Genomic DNA, 21,606 nt, shown 5'->3' with positions numbered 1-21,606 from the left:
CTGAAGACCCAGCTCCCGCAGCCCTGCTTTTCAGGGGCCCGGGGAACTGCGCGACCAGCCCCCCCCACGCCCCCGCGCCCGGCCACGCGGGCCCCCCCCCCCCCCCCGACCGTTCGTCACGCTTCCGCCGTCTCGGCTTCCACCCCCGCTTCCTTGGCCTTCGCCGCGCTGTCGATAGCGGCGAGCGACCTACGGGCCTGGTTACGGTCCGTCGTGTACCAGAAGTCGGGCAGTGACGCCTTCAGGTAGCTGCCGTACCGCGCGGTCGCCAGCCGCTGATCCAGTACGGCGACCACGCCACGGTCTCCCTGCGCCCGTACGAGGCGGCCGGCCCCCTGGGCCATCAGCAGGGCCGCGTGGGTGGCGGCGACGGCCATGAAGCCGTTGCCGCCCGCCTCCTCGACGGCCTTCTGCCGGGCACTCATCAAGGGGTCGTCGGGGCGCGGGAAGGGAATCTTGTCCATGACGACCAGCTGACAGCTGGGACCCGGCACGTCGACGCCCTGCCAGAGCGACAGCGTGCCGAAGAGACAGGTCTTCGGGTCGGCCGCGAAGCCCTTGATCAGCTCGCCGAGCGTCTCCTCGCCCTGGAGCAGGATCGGGTACTCGGGGATCCGGACCCGCAGTTCCTCCGCCGCCAGTTGGGCGGCCCGCATCGAGGAGAACAGACCGAGGGTCCGGCCGCCCGCCGCCTGGATCAGCTCGGTGAGCTCGTCCAGCATGTCCGCCCGGTCGCCGTCCCGCGCGGGGCGCGACAGATGCTTGGCGACGTAGAGGATGCCCTGTCTCGGGTAGTCGAACGGCGATCCGACGTCCACTCCCTTCCACTGCGGAAGGTCGTCCCCCTCGGTGCCCTCCGGCGCCAGACCCAGTGAAGCGCCGACGCCGTTGAAGTCGCCGCCCAGCTTGAGCGTGGCCGAGGTCAGGGTGACCGAACGGTCCGCGAAGAGTTTCTCCCGGAGGAGACCCGACACGGACATCGGGGCGACGCGCAGGGACGCGCCGAACCGGTCATGGCGTTCGTACCAGACGACGTCCCACTCGGAGCCGTTGCTGATCCGCTCCGCCACGTCGTGCACGCTCTCCACGGCCGCCAGCGCCTGCTTGCGCACGGCGTCCTCGTCCTGGACGGACTTGTCGCGCGTGCTGCCGATCGCCGAGATCACCGTGCGGGCGGCGTCACGCAACGCCATGAGGACGTAGGCCAGATCCTCGGGGACCTCCTCCAGACGGCCCGGCAGAGCCAGCTCCATGACCCTCTCGAACCCCTCGGCGGCGGTCTGGAGCTGGTCGGCGGCCTTCTCGTTGACGAGCTTCGCCGCCCGCTTCACAGCACGGTTGACCTGGCCCGGGGTGAGCTCGCCGGTCGCCACGCCGGTCACCCGTGACACGAGTTCGTGCGCCTCGTCCACGATCAGCACCTCGTGCTGCGGGAGGACCGGCGCCCCCTCGATGGCGTCGATCGCGAGCAGCGCGTGATTGGTGACGACCACTTCGGCCAGCTTGGCCCGCTCCCGGGCCATCTCGGCGAAGCACTCGGCGCCGTACGCGCACTTCGATGCCCCCAGACACTCCCGGGACGACACGGAGATCTGAGCCCACGCCCGGTCGGAGACGCCCGGGGTGAGGTCGTCACGATCGCCGGTCTCGGTCTCCTGCGACCAGTCCCGCAGCCGCAGCAGGTCCTGGCCCAGCCTGCTGGAGGGTGCGGCCGCCTCGAACTGGTCGAAGAGGCCCTCCTCCTCGTCCTGGGGCACGCCTTCGTTCAGGCGGTGCAGGCACAGGTAGTTCGACCGGCCCTTGAGCATCGCGAACTCGGGGCGGCGGCGCAGCAGAGGGTGCAGCGCGTCGACCGTTCTCGGCAGGTCCCGCTCCACGAGCTGGCGCTGCAGCGCCAGAGTCGCCGTCGCCACGACGACGCGCTCTCCCTGCGCGAGTGCGGGCACCAGGTAACCGAGCGACTTTCCGGTACCGGTGCCCGCCTGGACCAGCAGATGGGAGCCGTCGTCGATCGCCTCCGCGACGGCTTCGGCCATGGTCACCTGGCCGGGGCGCTCCATACCGCCGACAGCGGCGACGGCGGCGTGCAGGAGTTCGTGGAGTGAGGGCTTCGTCATAGCGCGACCACCCTACGGCTCACCACTGACAAACGGGTTATCCAGGCGGAAGCACGGGGCGTGAGGTGCGGGATCAAGGCCGTTTCTCTTCGTCGGGCCAGGCGGATTCTCGAAGGCGGGACATCTCGTCGACGGTGATCGGGAACCGGACCGGCGCGGGCGGTGTACCAAAAGTGACGGCGTCACAGGAGATCCACATCGGATCTACATCAGATCGCGAAGGAGCCGGTCTCTGATCATGAGGGCGGCCCGCTTGTCGGGCAGGTCGACCTCTGCGGAGAACCGAAAACCGGCGCTCAGGAACGCGGAGACGGAGGGAAAGTTGCGAAGGTCGGGTTCCGCCACGACGCGGGCGCAGGAAGGTCTTCTGTCGAGGACGAGATCGGCCACGGCGCGGAGCAGGGTGGTTCCCAGACCCCGCCCCCGGTCGGCCACGGGTCCGATGAGGAGGTGGACTCCCGTGTCGTGGGGACGGGCGGGGTAATGGCGGGCGATGGGGTCGAGGTCTGCCCGGTAGATCTCCCAGTAGCTCATGGGGGTGCCGTCCAGCATTCCGAGACAGGGCACGCTGCGGCCGTCACCGGAGAGCTGGGTGCGGACGTGGTCCGCGGTCACGTCCTCGGGTCCGGCGAGCTGCCAGTAGGAGGCCACGGTCGAGTCGTTCATCCAGCGGGAGATCAGCGGGAGCTCCCGTGCGAGGCGAACAGGGACCAGGTGCAGGGTGCCTGCGGGGGTGACGACCGGCCCCCAGTCGGCGAGGTGGTCGAGCAGTTCGCCGTCGGCCCGGGGGCCTTGGTGCGCCGGTTCGGTCTCACCGCCGCGCGCGCCGCCGTCCTCGGACAGCAGGGCGAGGAAGTCGTCGGGCAGGCGCAGTTCGAGCGTGTCCTCATTGTTCGCCGAGGCCGAGGCTGGGCCGGTGTCGGTGCTCGCGTCGGTGCTCGCGTCGGTGGGAGCCACGGCGACGTTCCTCTCAGGAGATCGGGTGGGTCATGTTCCTCGGGGCCGGAGGGAGTCGGGATGACGAAGCCGAGCGGGGCCGCACAGCGGCGAACGGCCCGGTCAGCGATGGAGGGGGTTGGCGATGGTGACGTAGACGGACTGACTGTCGACGGGGCCGACGAGTTCGTCGAGGCCATGCAGGCGGGTCAGGAGGTTGGCTTTGCAACGCAGAACAGGTGAGTCGAGCAGCCGGGCCGGCAGGGTGGTGTTCATTCGGCCGGGGCCGGTGGCCGCGTGCGAGAGGAAGCGGCGGAAGGCGGCCAGCAGCAGTCGCTCGTCCCCGAGGCGTTGCGAGCCGAACGCACCGATCAGGCCGAGCACGTTGTTGATGCCGAGGTAGTAGGCGAACCGTTCGTCGGCTACCTCGTCGGAGACGAAGGTGTCGCTGCGCTCGCCGATGCCGGGCAGTCGGGCTGCGAGATCCGCGCGGCGGGACTCGCGGAAGTAGTAGCCCTGGTTGTCGCGGTACCGGCCACCGATGGGCCAGCCGTCCGGGTCCAGCAGGACGAGCGTGTTCTGCTGGTGGGCTTCGAGGGCGATCCCTGCCTCGCCGTCCAGCCACAGCACGGGCCGCACGACCTGTTCCAGATAGCGCAGGAACCACTCGACGACGACGGCTCCTCGGGGCCGGCCGATGCGTCCGGCGAGGCGGGTCACGACATCGGCGAGTCGCGACCCGACGGTGAGGTGCTTTTCCTGAGCGGTGTCGGGGCCCTGCCGGAGGGTGTTGACGGGGTACTGCGGCTGATGCCCCTCGGAGCTGTCGTGTTGCGTACCGCGATGGTCCGCGCAGTGGGGGGCTCGCCACTCGGCATGGGGGTACGGCCTCGGTGAGACGAGCCCCGCGACACAGGCCACGTCGTCCGTCGGGCCGAACGGGTTGTGCCGGACGATCACGTCCAGGCCGGGCAAGGGGCCGCCGTCCGGTGCGGTGACGCCCAGCCACGCCGGGTCACGGACGATGTCGAACCGGGGGTGGGACGCCTGCCACTGCGCGGTCAGGCCGGTGCGGAGCAGGCGGTGGACCTCGACACCGCGGTGCAGTTCCTTGCGGAGGTTCTCGCGACAGGAGTTGGTGATGCGCAGGCCCAGCGAGAGCTTCAGCATCGCGGGGGCGTGATTGCGGTGAACGGTGCGAACGGAGGAGGTGGGGTGCCATGGGTCGCCGTGCGGTCCCAGGTCCTTGAGCAGGCCGGCGTCGAACAGAGCGGCGACGGCCGGGCGACGGCGGATCTCGCGAAGTTGCCAGGGGTGCACGGGCAGGGCGCCATGGCCTTCCGGCAGTGGCAGTCCCGGACCTGCCAGCCGAGCGGTCAGCTGTTCGGCGCGGACAGCACGACCGCGCTCGGTCCATGCCGAGTCGGCCGACATGACCGAGGGGGCGATCGCCAACCAATGCAGGGGAAAGGAGCCACGCAACTCCGGTGAGTAGAACCGCGCTTCGAGCTCCGAGAGGCCCTCCCGGCTTTTCGGGGTCGGATGCAGGGGGTGGCCGAGGACGAGAGCCTGCTCGGCAGCGAGGAATCGGCCCGGACCGTCGGCGGGCCCGACCCGGCGCTCGGCGATGAACATGGCGACGCGTCGGGTGGAGTCGGCGACTCGTCCGACCAGATCGAGTGGGTCGAGCTGATCGGGCTGGTCGAACTGTCCGGATCGGCCGGGCCGGTCGACGGGGGCGGGCCGGTGGGAGGGCCCGTGTGGATGGTCGAGCCGGGTGAGCGCATCGGTGCTCTCCGGGCCGCTCGTGGGGCATGGGGGTGTGGTGGGGGCGTGCGTCGCTGTGGGTCGGGGCTCGTGCGTGTCCGTCCTGAGCGGGCCTCGCGCCGTCGCCTCACCGACCAGCAGAGCCGCCACTTTCGCCGCGTCGAGAAGGGATGGGCTCTCGGGGGTGTCGGCGAGGCGTGGCGGACCGAAGCGGTGCCAGCCGCTGAGGGACCAGTAGCGCACGGGGGCGAGGAGCGCCGTGGCGCTTGTGGGGAGGGGGATGCGGAGGGTGCCGTCGTGGGGGGAGGTGAGGTCGTGCTCGCGTACCCAGCAGCGCAGGAGATTCTCGATCGCTGCGGCTTGGGCCGCGGTGTGCGGGTCGGGGTGGAGCAGAGGGTCGGTGAGGGGGCTGTCCGGCGACTCGCTGGTGCGGGCTTCGTCGGCCTGGCCGGGGGCCGGTTGAAGCCGGTCGACACGTGGTGGGACCGGTGTGCGAGTGGGCGCAGCTTGGCGAGGGACCGGAGCCACGGGGTACGGAAGCGGCTCGTCTCGCCAGGGTTCCGGCTCGGTGCGGCACGGCGTTGGTTCGGCCTGGCCGGACAAGGGCTCAGCGTGACCGGATCCCGGTTCAGGTTGCCCGAGCCGCTGCCCGACCGGAGCGGCCCCTCGATGAGCCTGGCCGTGTGCCGGGGCGGCCGAGCCCGCGCCCGGGGCGGCCGTGCCGAAGCCCACGGTGGTCTGGCCGGAGCCCAGGGCGGCGAGGTCGGACTTCGGCTCGACCTGCCCGAACCCCGGTGCGACCTGCCCGAACCCCGGTCCGACCTGGTCGGACCTCGTTTCCACATGAGCGGGCGACTGTTCGTCGCCGGGCTGGCCAGGGGTGAGGGGAGTGCGGTTGTTCGTGTCGTGATCGTGGGTGCGGGCCTCGGGGGCTGGCGGCGGCTTCAAGGCGGTTCCTGGGGTTGCTCGTGCGGGAGGGCAGTCGCGGGCGTGTGCGGTCGAGCGGGACCGGGTGCTTGTGCGGAGGTGGAAGGTGGTGCGGACGGCGGGCTGTGGAGGGAGGCGAGGCGATGGTGTTTCCGGGGCTCTTTCGGTGGAGTCTGGGGGTGGTGGCCGGGCGGGCCGGTGCCTGGGGTGCGTGGCTGGTTCGCGGACGAGGTGGGGGCTGTATCGGGCGGAGTGGCGCGTGGACTCGGTGCTCAGCCGCCGGGCGGGTCTGCGGGGCCTCCGGCTTGTTCGGGCTGCCGGCTCACCGGGACGCGGTCCTCGGCGGCGGCCGCTACCGAAGCGATCGCGTCCGTCAAACGGTCGAGTACGGCGTCCGCCTGTTCGTCGGTGATCGTGAGAGGCGGGAGGAGGCGGACGACGCCGGCGTGGCGGCCGCCGAGTTCGACGATCAGGCCACGGCGAAGGCACTCGCGCTGGACCGCGGCGGCGAGGCTGGGGGCGGGCGGGGGCGGGCCCGGGTCGCCGGAGGGAAAGGAGGCTCCCGGGGTGACCATCTCGATGCCGAGCATCAGCCCCCGTCCTCGTACATCGCCGACGCAGGCGAAGTGGTCGGCGAGGCCACGGAGTTGGGTGAGCATGCGGGCGCCGAGAGAGTCGGCACGTGCGGCGAGGCCGTTCTCCCGGACGTGGGCGAGGGTGGCGGTTCCGGCGGCCATGGCCAGCTGGTTGCCGCGGAAGGCGCCCGTGTGGGCGCCCGGTCGCCAGACATCGAGGTCGTCGCGGTAGACCACGAGGGCCAGCGGGAGGCTGCCACCGATGGCCTTGGACAGGACCATCACATCGGGGACGACGCCGCTGTGCTCGACGGCCCAGAACCGGCCGGTGCGGCCCACACCGGTGTGGATCTCGTCGGCGATCAGCGGGATCGAGCGCGCGGCGGTGATCTCACGCATACGGCGAAGCCAGTCGTCCGGCGCCGGGTTGACACCGCCCTCACCCTGCACCGGTTCGAGGATCATGCCCGCGGGCCGCGGTACGCCGGACGTGACGTCGTCGAGGACCGACTCGGTCCAGCGGGAGGCGAGTTCGGCACCGCGTGCACCGCCGACACCGAAGGGACAGCGGTAGTCCTGGGGGTAGGGCAGACGTGTCACCCGTGCGTCGTGGACGCCTCCGGACGCCTCCGGTGCCTCGGCAGTCGCGCCGTGGTGGGCACCGGTGAAGGCGAGCATTCCCGTGCGTCCGGTCGCCGCCCGGACCAGGGTGACGGCCACCTCGACCGCGTCCGTGCCGGCGGGTCCGCAGAACTGGACGCGGGCGCGGTCCGCGAGCCCCGGGGGAAGGGTACGGAACAGCTCGGTGGTGAAGGCGTCCTTGACCGGAGTGGCCAGGTCGAGGACGTGCAACGGAGCGCCCGAGTCGAGCACCTTCCGGATGGCTTCGAGGACGACCGGGTGGTTGTGGCCGAGGGCGAGGGTGCCCGCGCCGGACAGGCAGTCGAGATAGCGGCGGCCGTCGGCGCCCTCGATGGTCAGCCCGCGTGCGCGCACGGGCACGATGGGCAGGGCGCGCGCGTAGGTGCGCGCCGCCGACTCTCGGGCGGTCTGCCGCCGCAGGATCCCCTCGTGCGTCGAGCGCGCGCCGGCGTGTTCCCGTCGTGTGCGCGCCCGTTCGTCCTCGTGTCCCGAACGCGCGCGCTCGGGCTCACGCCCCACCGGCGTCACCGCAGACTCGGTCACCGCCACGACTGCACTTCCTCCCGCTGTTCGAAGGCGAGTTGGCAGGGGTCACCGAGCACCGGCGGGTCCCCCGCACCTACCAACGACGGGACTCGCACGGGGAAGCGGGTGGGACGAAGATCCTTGCCGTGACGGAACCGTTGCCGTTCCATCGGATGTCCCCCACAACGACCGCATAGTGTGTGGTGCCGTTCCGCAGGACGCGGCTCGGCGGGATTCGTGGCGAGCCGCGCGTACGGCTACTGCGTACGGCGATCACGTAGGACGACCACGTGGGACGACCTCGTAGGACGACTACGTACGAAGAAACCGAGGTACGGAGCCGCGCGATGCCGTGTCGCTTACGTACAAGGAGGCGGTGGCGCGCGGATGACCGTGCGCGATCCGCTTCGGCAGCACAGAGTTCTCACACGCCCCAGGGGGAGTTCAGACCATGCGACCCATACGACCGCTCTTCACCGCTCGTCGTGGGAGGAGCACGCGCCGCAGAACCTCCCCCGTCGTGGCCGCGGTCGGCCTTGCCACGGTTCTGTCCTTGACCGCCACCGCGTGCGGTTCGGGTGACACCACGGCCAACGCCGACGCGTCGGCGTCCGCGCAGGACAGCGGCAGCGCGGGCGACGGCAAGATCCGGATTCCGGACGACATCAAGGACAAGCTCAAGGAACACGGGATCGATCTCGACAAGTGGCGGGGCGGTGCCTGGAAGAACTGGAACAAGGACGACTGGCTGCGCGAGGCCGAGGACTACGTCAACCCGATCATCGAGGACCTGTGGGACCCGGATCGGATGCGGGACGCCGAGGAGCCGGAGAAGGAGGTCGACGAGAGCGATCTCACCGGTGACCAGGGCGTGACCGACCCGACGCCGCGGCCCGTCGACGCCACGGCGGTGTCGGCGAAGTACCACGCGAACGTCCCCGAGGCGGGCAAGGTGTTCTTCGACGCGCCCGAAGGCACCATGGTCTGCTCGGCGACCGTGGTCCAGGACCCGGCCAACCCGGGCAAGTCCAACATGGTGTGGACGGCCGGCCACTGCGTGCACGCCGGAAAGGCGGGCGGCTGGTACCGCAACATCGCCTTCGTGCCCTCGTACAACGACAGTGGCAGGTCGGCGTCGGAGCGAGCGACCGCCACCAAGGAGGAGGTCGCTCCGTACGGGGTCTGGTGGGGTGACTGGGCGCAGACCTCGGACCAGTGGATCGAGCAGGGCGGTCAGACGGGCGGTGACGGTGCGCCGTACGACTTCGCGGTGATCCATGTGACGCCGGAGGAGGGCAGCGGGGGCAAGTCGCTGGAGGAGATGGTCGGTTCGGCCCTGCCGGTGGACTTCGACGCGCCGGCCGTGCCGCAGGTGAAGAGCATCACGGCGACGGGGTACCCGGCCGGGGCTCCGTACGACGGCGAGACGATGTACCAGTGCCAGGACAAGCCCGGCCGGTTCTCGCTCGTCGAGTCCGACCCGACGATGTACCGCATCGGCTGCTCCATGACCGGCGGTTCGTCCGGCGGCGGCTGGGTGGCGACCGGTTCGGACGGGCAGCCCGCGCTGGTGTCCAACACCTCCATCGGTCCGGCGAGCGCCGGCTGGCTGGCGGGGCCGAGGCTGGGCAAGGAGGCCGAGGGTGTGTACCAGGCGGTGAGTGACAAGTTCGCGCGGTGACGCCGGGCAGGCGCTGACGGCAGCGTCACGCTCGCATGCCGAAGGCCCGCCCCCCTTGGCGGAGGGGGGCGGGCCTTCGGGTCGCGTTGCGGTTGCGGGTTCGGTGGGGCTTCTCGCGCGATTCCCCGCGCCCCTGCAAGACCAGGCCTGCGGGCCCGGAAGGCGACGACCCCGCTCCCCTGAAAGCAGGGGCGCGGGGAACTGCCCGGGGAAACTGCGCGAGCAATCCCACGCACCCGCACCCGACACCCGCAGGCGAACGGTCGGACCTCAGACGATCAAAGCGTCGCCGCCGGGACGTACGGCGCCAAGTCGGCCGCCAGCTCCTCGTGCACCCGGGCCTTGAGCAGGGTGCCCTCCGGGGTGTGCTCCTCGGAGATCACCTCGCCCTCGGTGTGGGTGCGGGCGACGAGCTTGCCGTGGGTGTACGGCACGAGCGCCTCGATCTCGACCGAGGGACGCGGCAGTTCGTTGTCGATCAGGGCGAGGAGTTCCGCGATGCCCTGGCCGGATCGGGCCGAGACCGCGATGGAGCGCTTCTCGACCCGCAGCAGCCGCTGCAGCGTCAGCGGGTCGGCCGCGTCCGCCTTGTTGATCACCACGATCTCGGGGACCTTGGTCGCGCCCACGTCACGGATGACCTCGCGCACGGCGGCGAGCTGCTCCTCCGGCGCGGGGTGCGAGCCGTCGACCACGTGCAGGATCAGGTCGGCGTCACCGACCTCCTCCATCGTGGAGCGGAACGCCTCGACGAGGTGGTGCGGCAGGTGGCGTACGAAGCCGACCGTGTCCGCCAGCGTGTACAGCCGCCCGCTCGGGGTCTCAGCCCGGCGCACGGTCGGGTCGAGGGTCGCGAACAGGGCGTTCTCCACCAGCACACCCGCGCCCGTGAGGCGGTTGAGCAGGGAGGACTTGCCGGCGTTGGTGTAACCGGCGATGGCGACCGAAGGCACCTTGTTCCGGCGGCGCTCCTGACGCTTGATCTCGCGGCCGGTCTTCATCTCCGCGATCTCCCGGCGCATCTTCGCCATCTTCTCGCGGATCCGTCGGCGGTCCGTCTCGATCTTGGTCTCACCGGGACCACGGGTGGCGAGGCCACCGCCCTTGCCACCGCCCATCTGACGGGACAGTGACTGACCCCAGCCGCGGAGCCTCGGCAGCATGTACTGCATCTGCGCGAGCGCGACCTGCGCCTTGCCCTCACGGGACTTGGCGTGCTGGGCGAAGATGTCGAGGATCAGGGCCGTACGGTCGATGACCTTGACCTTGACGACGTCTTCGAGATGGATGAGCTGGCCGGGGCTCAGTTCACCGTCGCAGATGACGGTGTCCGCGCCCGAGTCGAGGACGACGTCCCGCAGCTCGTTGGCCTTGCCGGAGCCGATGTAGGTGGCCGCGTCCGGCTTGTCGCGGCGCTGGATCACGCCGTCGAGCACGAGCGCGCCCGCGGTCTCCGCGAGGGCGGCCAGCTCGGCCAGCGAGTTCTCCGCGTCCCGCACGGTTCCCGTGGTCCAGACACCGACGAGTACGACGCGCTCCAGGCGGAGCTGGCGGTACTCGACCTCGGTGACGTCCTCGAGTTCGGTGGAGAGGCCCGCGACACGGCGCAGAGCCGCGCGGTCGGAGCGGTCGAACTGGTCGCCGTCCCGCTCTCCGTCGATCTCGAAGCTCCAGGCGACGTCCTCTTCCATCAGGGCATCGGCCCGAAGATTCTCGGGGTTGTTCTGCGCGAAGGCGCTCTGTGCGGCCTGGGAAGGGGAAGAAGAGGAGGTCATTGGGTCCTTACGTCGATAGGGATACCGAAGGGCGGCGGATCACGAAAACGGATCGCGACCTGTCAAGGGTGACAACGCCCGGGGCTTCCGGGAGATTCCCCCGTCGCCGACCCGAAGATGGTCGCACGGTACGCCCCGTCTCGTCACCCGGGTTATTTCCCGTCCATACCGGGGCGGGCCACACCCCCGTACCGAGGCCACACCCCGACTTGGTCCCGGCTACCCCTTCGCCGGCGTCGCCGACGCCGGGGCCGGCGCCGGGGCCGACTTCCAGTCGGGGTGGCCCGGCATCGGCGGCGTCCGCACCTCGTACAGCCAGGCGTGGAAGAACTGGCCCAGGTCGCGTCCGGCGATCACGGAGGCGAGGTCCCGGAAGTCGGCGGTCGAGGCGACACCGTCCCGGTGGACGGTGACCCAGGCCCGCTGCAGCCGGTCGAAGGCGGGGGCGCCGATCTCCTGGCGCAGGGCGTAGAGGAAGAGCGCGGCCCCGTCGTAGACGTTGGCCCGGAAGATGCCGATCTTCTGGCCGTCCTTGGCCTCCTTGGGTGCGGCGGGTGGGCCCCCGGCGGTCCGCCAGCGGTCGGAGGCGCCGTACGCGGCCTTCATCCGCGCCTCCAGCGTCCTGCCCGCGACCTCCTCGGCGTACAGGGCCTCGTACCAGGTGGCGTGTCCCTCGTTGAGCCACAGGTCGGACCAGGTGCGGGGGCTGACGCTGTTGCCGAACCACTGGTGGGCCAGCTCGTGCACCATGATCGACTCGACGTACCACTTCGGGTACTCGGGCCGGACGAACAGCTCGCGCTCGAAGAGGGAGAGGGTCTGCGTCTCCAGCTCGAACCCGGTCTGCGCCTCGGCGATCAGCACGCCGTACGTCTCGAAGGGGTACGGGCCGACCCTGTCCTCCATCCACTCGATCTGGGCGGGGGTCTTCCTGAGCCACGGTTCGAGCTTCTCGCGGTCCTTCGCGGGGACGACGTCGCGCACGGGCAGGCCGTGCGGTCCGGTCCGGCGCAGGACCGCGGAGCGGCCGATGGAGACCTGGGCCAGTTCGGTGGCCATGGGGTGCTGGGTGCGGTAGGTCCAGGTGGTGGTTCCGGCGGCGCGGTCCGTGCCGGTGGCGAGGCCGTTGGAGACGGCCGTGTAGCCGTCGGGCACGGTGACGCGGACGGTGAACATGGCCTTGTCGGAGGGGTGGTCGTTGCACGGGAACACCACGTGCGCCGCGTCGGCCTGGTTGGCCATCGCGAGCCCGTCGGCGGTCTGCAGCCAGCCGCCCTCCTCGCTCCCCGTGTACACGGGGTCGCTGGTGTGCCGCACGGTGATGCGGGTGCGGCTGCCCTCGGGGAGCGGCTCCGAGGGTGTGATCACCAGATCCTCGCCCGCGCTGGTGAAGGCGGCGGGTTCCCCGTCGACCTCGACGGAGCCGACCTTGCCGTGCGAGAAGTCGAGGTTGACCCGTTCCAGACGGGAGGTCGTCCGGGCGTCGATCGTGGTGACGGCCGTGAGCGGCTCCCGGTTGCTGCCGGGGTAGCTGAAGGAGAGGTCGTACGACCGCACGTCGTATCCGGGGTTGCCGAGGTGCGGGAAGAGGCGGTCGCCGACGCCGAGGGGCACGGCGGGCGTAGGGGCGCTCGCGGCGATCAGACAGACGGAGACGGCGGAGGCGAGCAGCGCGGCCTGGACGCGGCGGCTCCTGGAGCGTGGGATGAGCGGCATGGACCACCGCTACCAGCGCGCCCGCACCGTGCGCGGCCGACGCGCAGCGGTCCCACCCGAACGAGCGGCCGGCCGTCCGCCGGGCCGCCTTCACCCCCGGGGGTCACGGCCCGTCCGCGCGGTGGTCACTGGGCGGCCGCCGCCTGGTGCTGGGCCCGGCCCACGTCGTACACGCCGGGTACGTTCCGCATGGCCCGCATCAGGTCGGGGAGGTGGGCGGCGTCCGGAAGTTGAAGCGTGTAGGTGTGGCGGACGCGCTGCTGGGTCGGCGGCTCGACGGTGGCGGAGACGATGGCGACGCCCTCCAGGGCGATGGCCTCGGTGAGGTCGGCGAGCAGGTGGGGCCGCTGGAAGGACTCGGCGACGAGGGTGACCCGGAACTCGGTGGTGTCCCCCCAGCGCACCTCGATCTCCGGGCGCCCGAGGTTCTTCATGCGGGTGACGGCGGGGCAGGCGACGCGGTGCACGGTCACCACTCCCCCGCGGACGGCGAAGCCGGTGACCTCGTCGGGCGGTACGGGCGTACAGCAGCCGGCGAGACGTACCGCCGCCCCGGGCCTGTCGACGACGACCACGGCACCGACGGTGTCGGAGGTGGCGGCGGGCTCGTCGATGGCGGGGCGCAGGGCCGGTGTCCCGTCCTTGCGCGCGTCGTCGTGCTCCTCGTGCCCCTCCTCGGTGGCGGGGGCGGGATGGGTGGCGAGCCAGCGCTGGATGGCGATGCGCGCGCCGGGCGTGTGGGCGTGCTCCAGCCACTCCCTGGAGGGCTCGGAGGCCGGGTCCTGGCCCATGAGGAGCTGGACGGTGTCGCCGTCCTTCAGGACGGTGCTCAGTCTCACCAGGCGGCCGTTGACGCGGGCGCCGATGCAGGCGTGCGCGTCCTCGCCGTACTGCGCGTACGCCGCGTCCACGCAACTGGCGCCCTCGGGGAGCCCCAACGTGCCCCCGTCGGGCCGGAAGACGGTGATCTCGCGGTCCTGGGCGAGGTCCTCGCGCAGGGTGGACCAGAACATGTCCGCGTCCGGTGCCGCCTCCTGCCAGTCGAGGAGCCGGGAGAGCCAGCCGGGGCGGGTGGGGTCGATGCGCTCGCCCTCCCCGTCGGTCTGCTCCTCCGCGGGGGCGGCGTAGGGATTGCCCAGCGCGATGACGCCGGCCTCGGCGACCTTGTGCATCTGGTGGGTGCGGATGAGGACTTCGGCGACCTGACCGTCGGCGCGGGCGACGGCGGTGTGCAGCGACTGGTAGAGGTTGAACTTCGGTACGGCGATGAAGTCCTTGAACTCCGAGACCACGGGCGTCAGACAGGTGTGCAGTTCGCCGAGGACCGCGTAGCAGTCGGCGTCCTCGCCTACGAGGACCAGGAGCCGGCCGAAGTCGGAGCCGCGCAGCTGTCCGCGCTTTCGCGAGACCCGGTGCAGTGAGACGAAGTGGCGCGGCCTTATGAGTACTTCGGCCTGGATGCCGGCCTCGCGCAGGACGCCGCGCACCTCGTCGGAGATCTCCGCGAGCGGGTCGCTCTCGCGCGCCGCGTTCTCCGTGATGAGTTCGCGGGTGTGCGCGTACTCCTCGGGGTGGAGGATCGCGAAGACGAGGTCCTCCAGCTCGGTCTTGAGCGCCTGGACGCCGAGCCGTTCGGCGAGCGGGATCAGAACGTCCTTGGTGACCTTGGCGATGCGTTCCTGCTTCTCGGGACGCATCACGCCGAGGGTGCGCATGTTGTGCAGCCGGTCGGCGAGTTTGATCGACATCACCCGGACGTCGTTGCCGGTGGCGACGAGCATCTTGCGGAAGGTCTCGGGCTCGGCGGCGGCTCCGTAGTCCACCTTCTCCAACTTGGTGACGCCGTCGACGATGTACCGCACCTCCTCGCCGAACTCCTCGCGCACCTGATCGAGGGTCACATCCGTGTCCTCGACGGTGTCGTGGAGCAGAGAGGCCGTCAAGGTCGTGGTCTCCGCGCCCAGTTCGGCGAGGATCAGGGTCACGGCGAGGGGGTGGGTGATGTACGGCTCGCCGCTCTTGCGCATCTGGCCGCGATGCGAGGACTCGGCGAGGACGTACGCCCGGCGCAGCGGTTCGAGGTCGGCGTCGGGGTGGTGGGCGCGGTGCGCGTCGGCGACATGGCCGATCGCGTCGGGCAACCGGTCGCGTGTCGTCGGGCCCAGAAGTGCGGCGCGGCCCAGACGGCGCAGGTCGATACGAGGTCGGCCCTTCCTGCGGTGCGCTGGTGGCGGCGCAGGGGCGGGCGATACGGCGGGGTTCGTGGCCTCCGCGCTCATGGGCACCTCCGGCTGCGTGGACCGGCGGACGGGTGCCCCATGGCGTGCGGCGGCTCAGGGGATCGTGTCGTTCCCCCGTCCGTGCCGGTGCTTGATGCTACCGAGCCCATCACGCCCGTCCGACCGCCTCTCGCCGAGCGTGAAACGGATCACCCATTAGAGGGAAGACTCCACGGTTTGCGGTTTCGAGCCACCCCACCCGGAGTGCACCATGGATTCGCACCTCTGGACGTACGGCGGGCTTGGATGTTGACGACGTCCGCCCTCCGGAGGCCGCCGATTCAAGCCCTACCACACCTCAACGCGCCACTGTTTCCAGCCACTTGGCATCGATCTCGCCCTCGGCGACGATCACCGCGGGCCCGGTCATCTCGATCTCGCCGTCGGGTCGTTCGGTGATCACCAGCGTGCCGCCGGGCACCTCGACGGTGTAGGTCGCCGGAGCGCCGGTGACGGCGGGGTCCGCCCCGTCCCTGCGGGCGGCGGCCACGGCGACGGCACACGCGCCGGTGCCGCAGGAGCGCGTCTCGCCGGAGCCGCGCTCGTGGACGCGCATCGCCACGTGCCGGGGGCCCCGGTCGACGACGAACTCGACGTTGACGCCGTCCGGGTAGGCCGAGGCGGGGCTGAAGGGCGGCGGGGAGAGCAGGTCGCCCGCCTGCGCGAGGTCGTCCACGAAGGCGACGGCGTGCGGGTTGCCCATGTTCACGTTGCGCGCGGGCCAACTGTGCTCGCCGACGCTCACCGTGACGTCGCCCTCCGGGAGGCGCGCGCCCCCCATGCCGACCGTGACGTCACCGTCCTTGTCGATGTGGACCTTCTTCACACCCCCGCGCGTGGCGACGGTGAGGTCGCCCTCGGTGACATGACCGGCGTGCAGGAGGTAGCGGGCGAAGACGCGGACGCCGTTCCCGCACATCTCGGCGATCGACCCGTCGCCGTTGCGGTAGTCCATGAACCACTCCGCGTCGGCCGCCAGATCCTTGGCCTCGGGGTGCGCGGCGGACCGTACGACGTGCAGCACACCGTCGCCCCCGATGCCCGCGCGGCGGTCGCAGAGGGCCGCGACGGCGGCCGGGGAGAGGTCGATGGCGTTCTCGGGATCCGGGACGATCACGAAGTCGTTCTCGGTCCCGTGCCCCTTGAGGAAGGCGATCCGCGTGCTCATTCCTCGATCGTACGGGAGCACGGTGGTGTCATGAGCGACGCAGGACGAGGGTGCCTGCGTGGAGCGCGGGCGGGCGGTGCTCGCGCGACGGAGCGGTGTGTCCCCATGGTGGCGTGCCCGTCACCGGGCGCCGCACAGGACTTTCGCCGCACCCGCTAGCGGAGCCGCGCCACCCGCCACACGGCCAGGACCACGACGGCGGCCACGATCAGGATGTAGAGCAGTGCCATCCGCCAGTCCGGGCGGCGGCCGGAGCCGCGGGCGGGCAGTCCGGGCCACGTGTAACCGACGCGGCGGGCGGCCATCATGCCCCAGCCGGCCGCGGTGGCGCAGATCAGCAGGCCGAGCATGGCGACGACGGCGCCGCCGTCACCGAACTCGAAGGCGAGCGGGAAGGCGAACATCAGGGAGCCGACCGCGGCGAGACCCACGATGGGCGCGAGCTGCCAGAGCCGCAGCCTGCGCTGGGGGCGCAGCTCGACCTCGACCTCCGGCCCGGTCATCTCGTCCGGTTCCGGTCCGTCGTCGCTCACACCACCGGGAGCCTGGTCGTCGGGACCGTCGGGGCTCAGCGGGTCGTCGTCGGGATCCAGTGCGTACCCCTCGGTAACCAGCTGATCCGCGTCCTCCGCGGCGTCGTGCTCCGCGCCGTGTGCGGTGTCGCGAGGGCCGGCCTCCATCGCCACGCGCCCTCCCAACTCGGACTCCACTTGGTCGATCGAAGCTCGATGATGGCACGCCCCCGGAGGCCGGGATGACCGCCGGGGCGACCCGATGCCATGACGTGATCAGGCTGTGACCGGTCGTTCGATCAACGCCAGTGCGAGCTGCGGGAGTTCCGTCAGGTCGGCGAGGCCCCCCTTGAGCCAATGCACCCGCGGGTCGCGTCTGAACCATGAATCCTGGCGGCGCGCGAAGCGCTTGGTGGCACGCACGGTCTCGGCTCGCGCCTCGTCCATGGTGCACTGCCCGGCCAGCGCCGCGAGGACCTGCTGGTAGCCGAGCGCACGCGACGCGGTGCGCCCCGCACGCAACCCCTGCGCCTCCAGGGCGCGCACTTCCTCGACCAGACCGGCGTCCCACATGCGGTCGACTCGGCGGGCGATGCGCTCGTCGAGTTCGGGACGCGCCACGTCGACACCGATCTGGACGGTGTCGTAGACCGAGTCATGGCCCGGAAGATTCGCCGTGAACGGCTTTCCGGTGATCTCGATCACTTCGAGGGCGCGCACGATCCGGCGGCCGTTGCTCGGCAGGATCGCCTGGGCGGCCTCGGGGTCGGCGGCGGCCAGCCGGGCGTGCAACGCGCCGGACCCGCGCAGGAGCAGCTCCTCCTCCAGACGGGCCCGGACCTCGGGGTCGGTGCCGGGAAACTCCAGGTGGTCGACGGCCCCCCTGACGTACAGCCCCGAGCCGCCCACGAGGATCGGCCAGCGGCCCTCGGCGAGCAGGGCGTCGATGCGTGCGCGGGCGAGCCGCTGGTACTCGGCGACGCTGGCGGCGGCCGTGACGTCCCAGATGTCCAGGAGGTGGTGCGGGACTCCGTCGCGCTCCTGCGGGGTCAGCTTGGCGGTGCCGATGTCCATCCCCCGGTAGAGCTGCATGGAGTCGGCGTTGACGACCTCGCCGCCGAGGCTCCGGGCGAGGAAGACGCCCAGATCGGACTTTCCGGCCGCGGTCGGTCCGACGACGGCGATGACCCGCGAAGGGGGAACTGCGCTACTCACCGCCCCAGTCTCGCAAATGTCGGCACCTCTTCTCGAACGAGCTACGTGACGCGAGGCAGCCGGGGTCGTTGCGTGTTGCGAGTTCGAAGCGCCGGAGGCGAGTTCCGGCGGCCCGGATGACGCAATGGGACGCTCCGGGAGAGCGCGGGAATTAGCCCGCATGATTAGCATTGAGGTTGAGATGGGCGTTTTCTCACTGTTCCGGCGCAAGGCGAAGGACGCGGACGAGGCCGTCGTGACGACATCCGCGCCGAGCGCCGAGACCGAGGCGGAGAAGTCGGACGAGGCGAAGGGATCCACCGAGGCCGTCCAGCCCGAACCGGAGGCCGCGACCGCGGACGAGTCCGTCGAGCAGGCGGCGGAAACCGTCGAGGCGGCGGACGACGTGGAGATCCCCAAGCAGCAGACCGCCGACCAGGCGGCCGACAACGAGGCCGGTGAGGGCGCCCGCAAATGACTGCCCCGCGCGGAAAGGTGAACCATGGGTCTGCTGGATAATTTGAAATCCAAACTCTCCCCGGCCACGGACAAGGTCTCGCACCTCGCACAGAAGCACGAGGACAAGATCCATCACGGTCTCGACAAGGCCGCGCACACGGTCGACAAGAAGACCAAGGGCAAGTACAGCGGCCGGATCCAGTCGGGCACGGGCAAGGCGAAGCACGCCATGGACCGACTCGCGCACCATGACGACGGGGGCGGGACGTCCTCGCCGACGGGCGGTGGGCGCACCACCCCGCCCGCGGCCAGTGGCCCCACGCCCCCGCCTCCGGGCGGCGGCGCCACACCACCGCCACCGGCTTCCTGAACACCTTCACATCGTCGGACGGCCGCGGAGTGCCTCGCGCTCCCGGCCGTCCGCCGTGTCCGGCCTACGACCAGGCCGCAACCAGGTAGCCCACCCCGTACGGCGCGTCGTCGTACAGCAGGCTGCCGCCCAGATCCGCGCTCTCGGCGGCGCCGGCCAGGATCTGCCAGGGGGCACGGCCGGAGACCATCAGCTCGCGCGCGAGACCGTCGTCCAGCGCCCGAAGGGCCGCGATGTCGGCGGCGCCGAGCGCACGGGCGATCTCCGCGTCGAAGCCGGCCGCACGGTCGTCCAGATATCCCGGAGCCTTCAGCGTCCGGCACGCGCTGCCGTCGCCCATCACCAGCAGGGCCACCCGCCCGGCCGTCCCGGCGATGTCCCGGCCGGCCTGGACACACCGCTCGACGGGGAGCGGTTCCGCCACGCCGAGCCCTTCCACGGGAGCCTCGGCCCAGCCGGTGCGGTGGAGCAGCCAGGCGGCCACGGCGAGGGAGGCGGGCAGCTCGGCCGGCGAGTCCCCCGCCCCTCGTCCCAGCCGGACGTCCAGATCCACGCCGAAGCCCCGGAAGGAGCCGCGCGCCCCTTCCGGATACGTCGCGTTCCGCCCGCCGGGGCCCACGACGGCCAGCCGGTCGGGCCGAGCGGCGGCGAGCACCCCGAGCGCGTCCGCGCAGGCGTCCCGCGCGGGGTCCAGCTCGGGAGCGGCTCCCGCGGCGAGGTCCGGCACGAGCAGCGGGGGGCAGGGGCACACGGCAGCGGCTACAAGCATGATCCGCAGGGTAACTTCCGCGACGGACGTGGGGGCAGCCGTGCCGCCCCGACGGGCGCTGGGCAGCCGTGCCGCCCGGGAGCGCGGAGGCAGCCGTGCCGCCCGGAGCCCGGGGCGCGGCAGGGCCGGACGCCTACGAAGCGTCTACGGAGCCTGGGACCCGAGGCCGCTCAGTGGCTGCCGCACCCACCCGTGGCCGCCACCGGCAGGGGCTCCGGAACCCCGATCTTGGGCAGCCCCAGCATCACACCCGCAGGCGTCTGCGCGGGCGCGGCGTTCCGCTTCTCCCATGCGTCGCCCGCCCTCGTGCGGCGCACGTCGAGGACGGCGCCCTCGGCAAGCAGGTGGTGCGGGGCGGCGTACGTGATCTCCACGGTCACGACGTCACCGGGGCGGACCTCCTGGTCGGGCTTGGTGAAGTGGACCAGGCGGTTGTCGGCGGCGCGGCCGGAGAGGCGGTGGGTGGCGCCGTCCTTGCGGCCCTCGCCCTCGGCGACCATCAGTTCCAGGGTGCGGCCGACCTGTTTCTTGTTCTCGTCCCAGGAGATCTCCTCCTGGAGGGCGACGAGGCGCTCGTACCGGGCCTGCACGACCTGCTTGGGGATCTGATTCTCCATCGTGGCGGCGGGCGTGCCGGGGCGCTTGGAGTACTGGAAGGTGAAGGCCTGGGTGAAGCGGGCCTCACGGACCACGTGCATCGTCTGCTCGAAGTCCTCCTCGGTCTCGCCGGGGAAGCCCACGATGATGTCGGTGGTGATGGCCGCGTGCGGGATGGAGGCGCGGACCTTCTCGATGATCCCGAGGTAGCGCTCCTGGCGGTACGAGCGGCGCATGGCCTTGAGAACCGTGTCCGAGCCGGACTGGAGCGGCATGTGCAGCTGCGGCATCACGTTCGGGGTCTCGGCCATCGCGGCGATCACGTCGTCGGTGAAGTCACGGGGGTGGGGCGAGGTGAACCGGACGCGTTCCAGGCCTTCGATCTTTCCGCAGGCCCGCAGCAGCTTGCTGAACGCCTCGCGGTCGCCGATGTCGGAGCCGTACGCGTTCACGTTCTGGCCGAGCAGGGTGATCTCGGAGACGCCCTCGGCGACCAGGGCCTCGATCTCGGCGAGGATGTCGCCGGTACGGCGGTCCTTCTCCTTGCCGCGCAGGGCCGGGACGATGCAGAACGTGCAGGTGTTGTTGCAGCCGACGGAGATGGAGACCCAGGCGGCGTAGGCGCTCTCGCGGCGGGTCGGCAGCGTGGAGGGGAAGGCCTCCAGGGATTCGGCGATCTCGACCTGTGCCTCGTCCTGGACGCGGGCGCGCTCCAGCAGGACGGGGAGCTTGCCGATGTTGTGCGTGCCGAAGACGACGTCCACCCAGGGTGCCTTCTTGACGATGGTGTCCCGGTCCTTCTGGGCCAGACACCCGCCGACGGCGATCTGCATGCCGGGGCGGGCCGTCTTCATCGGGGCGAGGCGGCCGAGGTTGCCGTAGAGGCGGTTGTCGGCGTTCTCGCGTACGGCGCAGGTGTTGAAGACGACCACGTCGGCGTTGCCCTCGCCCGCGTCCTCGGGTGCGCGGACGTATCCGGCGTCCTCCAGAAGTCCGGACAGGCGTTCGGAGTCATGGACGTTCATTTGACATCCATAAGTACGTACTTCGTATGTCTTGACGCCCACTGCCTGACTCCGGTCGCTGCTGTTGGTCACTCCGTAAGCCTAAGGCAGCGACCGGGGGCGCTCGTCTGTCAGGCGGCTCCGCCGGTCCACCCCTGTCGGCGCAGCACCGCCGACACGTCGGGCGCCCGGTAGTGGTCCCCCTTGAGCACCTTGCCGTCGTCCCGGCGGGCGACGCGGCCGTCGGGGCCCAGCTTGGTCATGTTGGAACGGTGGATCTCGGCGATGACGGAGTCGAGGTCGATGCCGTGGACGAGGGCGGTGCCGTAGGCCACGTACACGACGTCGGCCAACTCGTGGGCCAGCCGGTCGAGCGGGCCGTCGACCGCCACCTCGGCCACCTCCGCGGCCTCCTCGGCCAGCAGCTCGCCGCGGTGGGCGGCCAGCTCGGGCGACACCTCGGTGGGGGCGGTCCGGGCGTCGAGGCCGAAGGCCCGGTGGAACTCGCGGACCAGGTGAGCGGGAGAGGAACTCATCCGGCGACCCTATCGACCCGGCTTCGCCGGAGGTCCGGAGGTCCGGAGGTCCGGAGG

At 71.3% G+C, this 21,606-nt stretch carries 16 protein-coding genes; 3 read left to right on the top strand and 13 right to left on the bottom strand.

Annotation, left to right across the window (positions count from 1 at the left end; translation table 11 throughout):
• Positions 1 to 116: 116 nt before the first annotated feature.
• The 4 genes from ACWCRJ_RS39595 to ACWCRJ_RS39580 form a co-directional block, all read right to left on the bottom strand.
• Positions 117 to 2,117, bottom strand: a complete 2,001-nt coding sequence (locus ACWCRJ_RS39595) for an ATP-dependent DNA helicase (protein WP_450943832.1) — start codon at positions 2,115 to 2,117, stop codon at positions 117 to 119.
• Between the two features lie 204 nt (positions 2,118 to 2,321).
• Positions 2,322 to 3,074, bottom strand: coding sequence for a GNAT family N-acetyltransferase (locus tag ACWCRJ_RS39590; protein ID WP_450943831.1), 753 nt, complete (start codon positions 3,072 to 3,074; stop codon positions 2,322 to 2,324).
• 102 nt (positions 3,075 to 3,176) lie between these two features.
• Positions 3,177 to 5,348: an IucA/IucC family protein gene (locus tag ACWCRJ_RS39585; protein ID WP_450943830.1), complete on the bottom strand. Its 2,172-nt coding sequence runs from the start codon at positions 5,346 to 5,348 to the stop codon at positions 3,177 to 3,179.
• A gap of 671 nt (positions 5,349 to 6,019) precedes the next feature.
• Entirely contained in the window at positions 6,020 to 7,513 is a 1,494-nt protein-coding gene (locus tag ACWCRJ_RS39580) for a diaminobutyrate--2-oxoglutarate transaminase family protein (RefSeq protein WP_450943829.1), read from the bottom strand.
• Between the two features lie 427 nt (positions 7,514 to 7,940).
• Here ACWCRJ_RS39580 and ACWCRJ_RS39575 point away from each other — a divergent pair, with 427 nt between their 5' ends.
• On the top strand, positions 7,941 to 9,170 hold the full coding sequence (locus ACWCRJ_RS39575) for a trypsin-like serine peptidase (RefSeq protein ID WP_450943828.1): 1,230 nt from the start codon (positions 7,941 to 7,943) through the stop codon (positions 9,168 to 9,170).
• Positions 9,171 to 9,448: 278 nt separating this feature from the next.
• Here ACWCRJ_RS39575 and hflX read toward each other — a convergent pair whose 3' ends face one another.
• The 6 genes from hflX to miaA all read right to left on the bottom strand — a co-directional run bounded on the left by hflX (position 9,449) and on the right by miaA (position 17,835).
• The gene (gene hflX / locus ACWCRJ_RS39570) at positions 9,449 to 10,945 is read right to left on the bottom strand and encodes a GTPase HflX (RefSeq protein ID WP_450943827.1); all 1,497 of its coding nucleotides are present in this window, start codon (positions 10,943 to 10,945) and stop codon (positions 9,449 to 9,451) included.
• A 219-nt stretch (positions 10,946 to 11,164) separates the two neighbouring features.
• The gene (locus ACWCRJ_RS39565; protein ID WP_450943826.1) at positions 11,165 to 12,661 is read right to left on the bottom strand and encodes a M1 family metallopeptidase; all 1,497 of its coding nucleotides are present in this window, start codon (positions 12,659 to 12,661) and stop codon (positions 11,165 to 11,167) included.
• A 125-nt stretch (positions 12,662 to 12,786) separates the two neighbouring features.
• On the bottom strand, positions 12,787 to 14,940 hold the full coding sequence (locus tag ACWCRJ_RS39560) for a RelA/SpoT family protein (protein ID WP_450943825.1): 2,154 nt from the start codon (positions 14,938 to 14,940) through the stop codon (positions 12,787 to 12,789).
• 298 nt (positions 14,941 to 15,238) lie between these two features.
• Positions 15,239 to 16,108, bottom strand: coding sequence for a diaminopimelate epimerase (dapF, locus tag ACWCRJ_RS39555; protein WP_450943824.1), 870 nt, complete (start codon positions 16,106 to 16,108; stop codon positions 15,239 to 15,241).
• Between the two features lie 155 nt (positions 16,109 to 16,263).
• On the bottom strand, positions 16,264 to 16,794 hold the full coding sequence (locus ACWCRJ_RS39550; RefSeq protein WP_450943823.1) for a hypothetical protein: 531 nt from the start codon (positions 16,792 to 16,794) through the stop codon (positions 16,264 to 16,266).
• 102 nt (positions 16,795 to 16,896) lie between these two features.
• Positions 16,897 to 17,835: a tRNA (adenosine(37)-N6)-dimethylallyltransferase MiaA gene (gene miaA / locus ACWCRJ_RS39545; protein ID WP_450943822.1), complete on the bottom strand. Its 939-nt coding sequence runs from the start codon at positions 17,833 to 17,835 to the stop codon at positions 16,897 to 16,899.
• 181 nt (positions 17,836 to 18,016) lie between these two features.
• On the opposite strand from miaA, the gene ACWCRJ_RS39540 reads away from it, so the two are divergent.
• On the top strand, positions 18,017 to 18,292 hold the full coding sequence (locus ACWCRJ_RS39540) for a hypothetical protein (RefSeq protein WP_450943821.1): 276 nt from the start codon (positions 18,017 to 18,019) through the stop codon (positions 18,290 to 18,292).
• 24 nt (positions 18,293 to 18,316) lie between these two features.
• Complete coding sequence (locus ACWCRJ_RS39535; protein ID WP_450943820.1) at positions 18,317 to 18,643, top strand: antitoxin; 327 nt, start codon at positions 18,317 to 18,319, stop codon at positions 18,641 to 18,643.
• Between the two features lie 64 nt (positions 18,644 to 18,707).
• Here ACWCRJ_RS39535 and ACWCRJ_RS39530 read toward each other — a convergent pair whose 3' ends face one another.
• The 3 genes from ACWCRJ_RS39530 to ACWCRJ_RS39520 form a co-directional block, all read right to left on the bottom strand.
• Positions 18,708 to 19,412: a class III extradiol dioxygenase subunit B-like domain-containing protein gene (locus ACWCRJ_RS39530; RefSeq protein WP_450943819.1), complete on the bottom strand. Its 705-nt coding sequence runs from the start codon at positions 19,410 to 19,412 to the stop codon at positions 18,708 to 18,710.
• 170 nt (positions 19,413 to 19,582) lie between these two features.
• Positions 19,583 to 21,106, bottom strand: a complete 1,524-nt coding sequence (gene miaB, locus ACWCRJ_RS39525; protein WP_450943818.1) for a tRNA (N6-isopentenyl adenosine(37)-C2)-methylthiotransferase MiaB — start codon at positions 21,104 to 21,106, stop codon at positions 19,583 to 19,585.
• Positions 21,107 to 21,144: 38 nt separating this feature from the next.
• Complete coding sequence (locus ACWCRJ_RS39520; RefSeq protein WP_005481485.1) at positions 21,145 to 21,549, bottom strand: pyrophosphohydrolase domain-containing protein; 405 nt, start codon at positions 21,547 to 21,549, stop codon at positions 21,145 to 21,147.
• Between the last annotated feature and the right edge of the window lie 57 nt (positions 21,550 to 21,606).

The sequence above is a fragment of the Streptomyces sp. NPDC002324 genome, from assembly GCF_053593335.1.
This window is presented reverse-complemented; position numbering and strand designations above follow the sequence as displayed.